Annotated in this window: 7 protein-coding genes; 6 read left to right on the plus strand and 1 reads right to left on the minus strand. The window is 59.6% G+C overall.

What is annotated here, in order from left to right:
- The first annotated feature begins 460 nt into the window (after nucleotides 1-460).
- The 5 genes from ABI213_RS08405 to ABI213_RS08425 all read left to right on the plus strand — a co-directional run bounded on the left by ABI213_RS08405 (nucleotide 461) and on the right by ABI213_RS08425 (nucleotide 5,113).
- The gene (locus ABI213_RS08405) at nucleotides 461-1,981 is read left to right on the plus strand and encodes an aldehyde dehydrogenase family protein (protein WP_348026712.1); all 1,521 of its coding nucleotides are present in this window, start codon (nucleotides 461-463) and stop codon (nucleotides 1,979-1,981) included.
- 92 nt (nucleotides 1,982-2,073) lie between these two features.
- Nucleotides 2,074-2,724, plus strand: a complete 651-nt coding sequence (gene pdxH / locus ABI213_RS08410) for a pyridoxamine 5'-phosphate oxidase (protein ID WP_348026714.1) — start codon at nucleotides 2,074-2,076, stop codon at nucleotides 2,722-2,724.
- 17 nt (nucleotides 2,725-2,741) lie between these two features.
- A complete protein-coding gene (gene aat, locus ABI213_RS08415) occupies nucleotides 2,742-3,518 on the plus strand; it encodes a leucyl/phenylalanyl-tRNA--protein transferase (protein WP_348026716.1) in 777 nt (258 codons plus the stop codon).
- Nucleotides 3,515-4,249, plus strand: coding sequence for an arginyltransferase (locus tag ABI213_RS08420; RefSeq protein ID WP_348008859.1), 735 nt, complete (start codon nucleotides 3,515-3,517; stop codon nucleotides 4,247-4,249). Before aat ends, ABI213_RS08420 begins: the two co-directional genes overlap by 4 nt.
- 72 nt (nucleotides 4,250-4,321) lie before the next feature.
- Nucleotides 4,322-5,113 carry an IclR family transcriptional regulator gene (locus ABI213_RS08425; protein WP_348008860.1) on the plus strand — a complete coding sequence of 264 codons (792 nt, stop codon included), beginning with the start codon at nucleotides 4,322-4,324 and terminating at the stop codon, nucleotides 5,111-5,113.
- A gap of 39 nt (nucleotides 5,114-5,152) precedes the next feature.
- Here the strand turns inward: ABI213_RS08425 and pbpG are convergent, their stop codons facing one another.
- Nucleotides 5,153-6,226 (minus strand): D-alanyl-D-alanine endopeptidase, encoded by a 1,074-nt coding sequence (gene pbpG / locus ABI213_RS08430; RefSeq protein ID WP_348008861.1) that lies wholly within the window; start codon nucleotides 6,224-6,226, stop codon nucleotides 5,153-5,155.
- Nucleotides 6,227-6,539: 313 nt separating this feature from the next.
- Here pbpG and ABI213_RS08435 point away from each other — a divergent pair.
- On the plus strand, nucleotides 6,540-7,102 hold a 563-nt coding region (locus ABI213_RS08435; RefSeq protein ID WP_348026718.1), incomplete at its 3' end, for a mobilization protein.

Consider the following 7,102-nt stretch of genomic DNA (forward strand, 5'->3'; position numbering starts at 1 on the left):
GGTGCGCCGGGAGTGCGGCCAGTGGCCTGCAGGCCAAAGTCCAGGCTGCGGCTCCAGGAGCGCGCCAGCCGCTCGTCCAGCAGGCCCGTGGGCACACCGCCCTGGTCGAGCAACTGGCGGCGCGCCTGGCGCAAAGCCACGGGGGCCGTTCTGGCCGCGGGAATATTGGAATGCATGGCTTGTCTCCTTGCCGTCCTCGGTACGTGCCGGGGCAGTCATGAAGCACTGTAGTGTGGGAAGGTGCTTGTGCCAAGCAGTTCAACCATTGCTACAGGACAGGTGCTCCATTTTGGAACACCTGTCCCACGGCTGGCTGACACCGCCCGCCGCACACACCAGGTTCAGGCGACTTTTAGGCCAGAAACAGGGATGTTGGGTCGCAACCTCGGTTTGGCATGCACTGTGCAACATAGACACCGTACCAAAAAGCGGTGCAAACAACCCATAACAGGAGACATCCATGCTTTATCCCAATCCCGGCAGTGCCAGCGCTCCCCTGCAGTTCAAAAAACGCTACGACAACTTCATTGGCGGCAAATGGGTCGCCCCGGTCAAGGGCGAGTACCTGGACGCCATTAGCCCGATCAACGGGCAGGTCTTCACCCAGGTGGCGCAATCTACCGCGGAAGATATTGAACTGGCGCTGGATGCCGCCCATGCCGCCGCCGCGGCTTGGGGTGCAACGCCTGCGGCCGAGCGCTCCAATGTGCTGCTGCGCATCGCCGACCGCCTGGAAGCCAACCTGGAAAAGCTGGCGTACGCCGACACCGTGGACAACGGCAAGCCCATCCGCGAAACCCTGAACGCCGACATGCCGCTCACGGTAGACCATTTCCGCTACTTTGCCGGTTGCCTGCGCTCGCAAGAAGGCGCTTTGAGTCAGCTGGACGACAACACCGTGGCCTACCACTTCCACGAGCCGCTGGGCGTGGTGGGCATGATCATTCCGTGGAACTTCCCCATCCTGATGGCGGCCTGGAAGCTGGCCCCGGCCCTGGCGGCGGGTAATTGCGTAGTGCTGAAGCCCGCCGAATCCACCCCGGTGAGCATCATGGTGCTGATGGAGTTGATCGCCGACCTGCTCCCCTCAGGCGTGCTGAATATCGTCAACGGTCTGGGCCGTGAAGCTGGCAAGGCGCTGGCCAGCAGCAAACGCATCGCCAAAATCGCCTTTACCGGCTCCACGGTGACGGGGCGCAGCATTGCCATGGCCGCTGCCACCAACCTGATTCCGGCCACGCTGGAGCTGGGCGGCAAGTCGCCCAATATCTTCTGTGCCGACATCGCCGATGAAGACGACGCGTTCTTCGACAAGGCAATTGAGGGCTTGGTGCTGTTTGCCTTTAACCAGGGCGAGGTGTGCACCTGCCCGTCGCGCGCGCTGATCCACGAATCGATCTACGACAAGTTCATGGCCCGGGTGCTGGAGCGAGTCAAGCAGATCAAGCAAGGCAACCCGCTGGACACCGACACCATGATGGGTGCGCAGGCATCGCAGATCCAGCTGGACAAAATCATGTCCTACATGGACATCGGCGTGAACGAAGGTGCGCAACTGCTGGCGGGTGGCCAGCGCGCGAAGATGTCGGGCGACCTGGCCGGTGGCTACTACGTGCAGCCCACGCTGTTCAAGGGCCACAACAAGATGCGCATCTTCCAGGAGGAAATCTTCGGCCCGGTGCTGGCCGTGACCACCTTCAAGGACGAAGCCGAAGCCCTGGCCATCGCCAATGACACGCCTTACGGCCTGGGCGCGGGTGTGTGGAGCCGTGACGGCAGTGTGGCCTACCGCATGGGCCGGGGCATCAAGGCCGGCCGGGTGTGGACCAACTGCTACCACGCCTACCCTGCGCACGCTACGTTTGGTGGCTACAAAGAGTCGGGCATTGGCCGTGAAACCCACAAGATGATGTTGGATGCTTACCAGCAGACCAAGAACCTGCTGGTCAGCTACAGCCCAAACAAGCTGGGCTTCTTCTGATTCTTCTGATGTAGCGCAGCCCGTACCCATCGGGCCGAACTTGGAGAGACCCGGCGGCGCAATGCCGCCGGGTTCAGCGGCACAATCTAGCCATGAGCCTATCCAACACCCAGCTTGCCGATCTGCGCAAAAGCTACGAACGCGCCGAACTCAACGAAGAAGCCTCGCACAGCGATCCACTGCAGCAATTTGACCAATGGTTGAACGAGGCCATTTCGGCCAAGGTGCCTGAACCCAACGCCATGACATTGGCCACGGTCGCAAGTGATCTGCGCCCTTCCACCCGCATCGTGCTGGTCAAAGGCTATGACGAGCGCGGGATCGTTTGGTACACCAATTTTGACAGCCGCAAAGGCCAGGAACTGGCGGGCAACCCATTTGCAGCACTGCAGTTCCACTGGGTGGAGCTGGAGCGTGTAGTGCGCATCGAAGGCCGGGTGAGCAAGGTGAGCGACGAGGAAAGCGATGCCTACTTCCACAGCCGCCCGCTGGATTCGCGCATCGGGGCCTGGGCCTCGCCGCAGTCGCAGGTAATCTCAGGCCGGGGCGTGCTGGTGGCCAATGCAGCCAAATTCGGTGCCAAATTCATGCTCAACCCGCCGCGCCCACCGCACTGGGGTGGCTACCGGCTGCAGCCCGACAACTGGCAATTCTGGCAAGGCCGCAAAAGCCGACTGCACGACCGGCTACGCTACAGCTTAGATAGCAGCTCGTGCTGGCTGCGTGAGCGCTTGGCCCCATAAAACCTTAAAATTATTGCATGTCTTCCGCCCGGCCTACCGTCCAAAAGCCTGTTCCATGGCTCGTTCCTGGGGAGGCTTTTCCGTCGGTCAGCCACGCGTGGGGGGCGATGGACCCCGCGCCGGGTTTGCTGGCGGCCGGCGGTGCGCTGGATGTGGACAGCCTGCTGCAGGCTTACCAGCACGGCATTTTCCCGTGGTTCAGTACGGGCCAGCCCATTTTGTGGTGGAGCACCGACCCGCGCATGGTGCTGAAGGTGGATGCTTTTCGGCTGCACCGCTCTTTGCGTAAAACCATAGCGGCCTTCGCAGGTAACACAGGCGCAGAGATTCGTTTTGATACCCAATTTTCCGAGGTGATCCGGGCCTGCTCTGGTAGCCCGCGTCCGGGCCAGTCGGGTACCTGGATCGTGGCCGACATGGTGCAGGCCTACGAGGCTCTGCACCAGGCGGGCTATGCACACAGCGTAGAAACCTGGATCGACGGGCAACTGGTGGGCGGGCTGTACTGCGTGGCCATCGGCAAGGCGGTGTTTGGCGAATCGATGTTTACCCGCGTACCGGATGCATCCAAAATCGCGCTGGCCGCCTTGGTGTGTTTTTGCCGCATTCACGGCATTCCATTGGTCGATTGCCAGCAAAATACGGCCCACCTGGCATCGCTGGGTGCGCGTGAAATACCGCGGTCGGTGTTTTGCGACCAGCTGGCGCTCCAAACCAGGTTGCCAGGCCCGGTGTGGCAATTTGACCCCCATTGCTGGACCGCTCTGCAACCCCAACCGCTGGCTTCCCCGTGACCCATCTCACCGACCTGCCCCTGCAAACCCTGCAGTTTTATGCCACGGCGCCCTACCCTTGCAGTTACCTGCCCGAGCGGCAGGCGCGCTCCCAGGTGGCCACGCCCAGCCACCTGATCCAGACCGACACCTATTCGGAGCTGGTGCGCAGTGGCTTTCGGCGCAGTGGCCTATTTACCTACCGCCCTTACTGCGATGGCTGCCAGGCCTGCACGCCTTTGCGGGTGCGGGTGGCCAGCTTCAAGCCAGACCGCAGCCAGCGGCGCGCCAAAACACAGCACGGCGGTTTGCAGGCCCGAGTGCTGCATCTGGGCTTCATGCCCGAGCATTACGAGCTGTATCTGCGCTACCAGAATGGCCGTCACGCGGGCGGAGGGATGGACCAGGACAGCATTGACCAGTACACCCAATTTTTGCTGCAAAGCCGGGTTGATTCGCGCTTGGTGGAGTTCCGCGAAACGCTGGAAGACGGTACGCCCGGGGCACTCAAAATGGTGTCGATTCTGGACGTGCTGGACGACGGGCTGTCCGCCGTCTACACCTTTTACGAGCCCGAAGAGCGCGCCAGCTTTGGTACCTACAACGTGCTGTGGCAGATAGAGCAAGCCCAGCAACTGGGTCTGCCCTATGTCTATCTGGGCTACTGGATCGCCCAGAGTCCGAAAATGCTGTACAAGGCCCGGTTTCTTTCCCACGAGGTGTTACGCGAAGGTGTTTGGTCAGAGGGATGAGCCGAGCTATTTCACATCATGCAATTTGAAATTTCACAAGGTAAAATGAAATCTATCTTGTGAGAACTGCCCATGAAAGTGACCGACCCCAGTATTCCCGCCACACCGACCGTCCAGGTGATCGAACGCATGTTCGCCCTGATCGACGTACTGGCCTCGCGTGAAGAGGCCATGTCGCTGAAGGAAATCAGCGAAAAGACCGGTCTGCATCCGTCCACCACCCACCGTATCCTGAACGATCTGGCTACCGGCCGCTTTGTAGATCGACCTGAGCCGGGCAGCTACCGGCTGGGTATGCGTTTGCTGGAACTGGGCAATCTGGTCAAGGGCCGTTTGAGTGTGCGCGATGCGGCATTGACCCCCATGCGTGAACTGCACCGCCTGACCCAGCAACCTGTGAACCTGAGCCTGCGCCAGGGCGATGAAATTGTGTACGTGGAGCGCGCCTTCAGCGAGCGTTCGGGCATGCAGGTAGTACGGGCCATTGGCGGCCGTGCACCTTTGCACCTCACGTCCGTGGGCAAGCTGTTTTTGGCTATCGACGACCCCCAACGCGTGCGGGCCTACGCCACACGCACGGGCCTCAGCGGCCAGACCAAGAACAGCCTGACCGACCTGGGCCAACTGGAACGCGAACTGGCACGGGTCCGCCAATACGGCATTGCCCGCGACAACGAAGAACTCGAGTTGGGTGTGCGCTGTATGGCAGTGGGTCTGTACGATGACCAGAACCGCCTGGTGGCCGGGTTGTCCATCTCGGCCCCGGCAGACCGGCTGGATGAAAACTGGCTACCCAAGCTGCAGACCACGGCCAACGCTATTTCGTCAGCCTTGGGCTACAAAGTGGCTCCAGGCGGCCGATAGCCGCTGCTGGGCTACCTACCAAAGGATCGCTAGAATTAATTAGCCGGCGATCTTGACCGCAGCGCGTGCAGTCATCATGTGGTTGGCTTCTACCCAGTGGCGCACCCGCTCGGCATCGGCAATGCGGCTGAGTTTGCCAGCGGAATCCAGAAACACCATGATCAATTTGCGGCCCGCCACTTTGGCCTGCAAGACCAGGCACTGGCCCGCTTCATTGATGAAACCCGTCTTTTGCAGGCCGATATCCCAATCGGGGTTTTTCACCAGCCGGTTGGTATTGTTGAACTGCATCATGCGACTGCCGATTTCGACTTGGTAGCCTTGTGACGTGGTCAGTTCACGCAGAGTGGGTTCGTTGTAGGCCGCATTCACCAAGGTAGCCAGATCGCGCGCGCTGGACTGGTTTTCGCTAGACAAGCCGGTAGGCTCCACATAGCGGGTGTCTTTCATGCCCAGGCCTTTGGCCTTGGCATTCATCAAAGCCACAAAGGTAGGCAAGCCACCAGGATAGGTGCGGCCCAGGGCGTGGGCAGCACGGTTTTCGCTGGACATCAACGCCAGATGCAGCAACTCGCCCCGGCTCAGGGTCGAGCCCACGGTCAAGCGCGAACGGCTGCGCTTTTCAGTATCTACATCGTCCTGGGTGATGGTGATTTCTTCGTCCATCGGCAGATGGGCTTCATTAATCACCACGCCTGTCATCAACTTGGTGATGGACGCAATCGGCAGCACCGCCTGGTCATTTTTGCTGAACAGCACTTCGCGGGTGTCCTGGTCAATCACCAAAGCCACGCTCGACTTGAGCGCCAGCGCATCAGGGGCACCGTGCAAACCGGCCAATTCACCAAACGAGGGTTGGGCAGGAATGATTACGGCGACCGGGCGCATGGCAGCACGGGATTTAGCGGCAACTTTAGTCTTGGACGCACGGGCCACCCGCACTGTTTTTACACTGCTGCGCTTGGCAACAGCACTGCTGGTTGAGGCTTTTTGTATCTCGACTTTTTTGCGCTGCGCTGCGTGGACAGGAGCCGCCAACAGCGTTACGGAACAGGTAAATACAGCAACAATTTGTAGCAAGCGGTTCAAAACAGGGCTTTCAGAGGAGGACATGGAATGATCTCCGGGCATAAACGGGTGTGACTAAGTGTATCTAAATCAAAAACTTCACGCAAGATCAAAGACTTAGATAGGCTTTTTAAGGTGCTATTATTTTAAAGCGGATTTATAGCGCGCATGGGCCGTTACAACCCCAATCCATGAGCCTTTACCTACAGGTAATCCGCTCAGATACCGGTATGCGCCATTAGTTGTGCATGCTTCTTGCTTATTTTTGTGACGCAACCAGTCGATAGAACCCGACCCCGTAGAATCTCTGGCACGGCTTACGTTCGTAAGCCCCAAGCCTCACATTCCAGGGAAACCCATGAGTTCAATCAATTTCATTGGCGGCGAAAAGGGCGGCGTTGGCAAGTCCGTTACGGCCCGCGTCTTGGCACAGTATTTTTTGGACACCGGCAAGGCCTTCACCGGTTTTGACACTGACCGTTCGCACAACTCCTTCACCCGCTTCTACCCTGACTTCGCCTCGCCGGTGGTGGTCGACAGCTTTGAAGGACTGGACGTCATCGCCGAAGCATTCGAAGTCAACCCCGAGCAAAACGTGATTGTGGATTTGGCCGCGCAAACCGCCGCCCCACTGGCCCGCTGGATCCACGACTCCGACTTGTTCGAAGTGCTGGGCGATCTGCATATAGCTATCAATTTTTGGCACGTCATCGACGAAGGCAAGGATTCCGTCAATCTGCTCGCTGACCTGATGGCCAGCGTGGGCAATACGCCCAACTACATCATTGTGCTGAACCATGGCAGGGGGTCCGATTTCTCGCTGATGCAATCGTCTGCCGCCATGCAGCAAGCTTTGGCCTACGGCGCACGCGTGAGTGAATTACCCCAGCTGCAAGATGCCAGCATGCGCAAAATCGACCG

The organism is Rhodoferax sp., from assembly GCF_039922535.1.
GTDB lineage: Bacteria > Pseudomonadota > Gammaproteobacteria > Burkholderiales > Burkholderiaceae_C > Rhodoferax_B.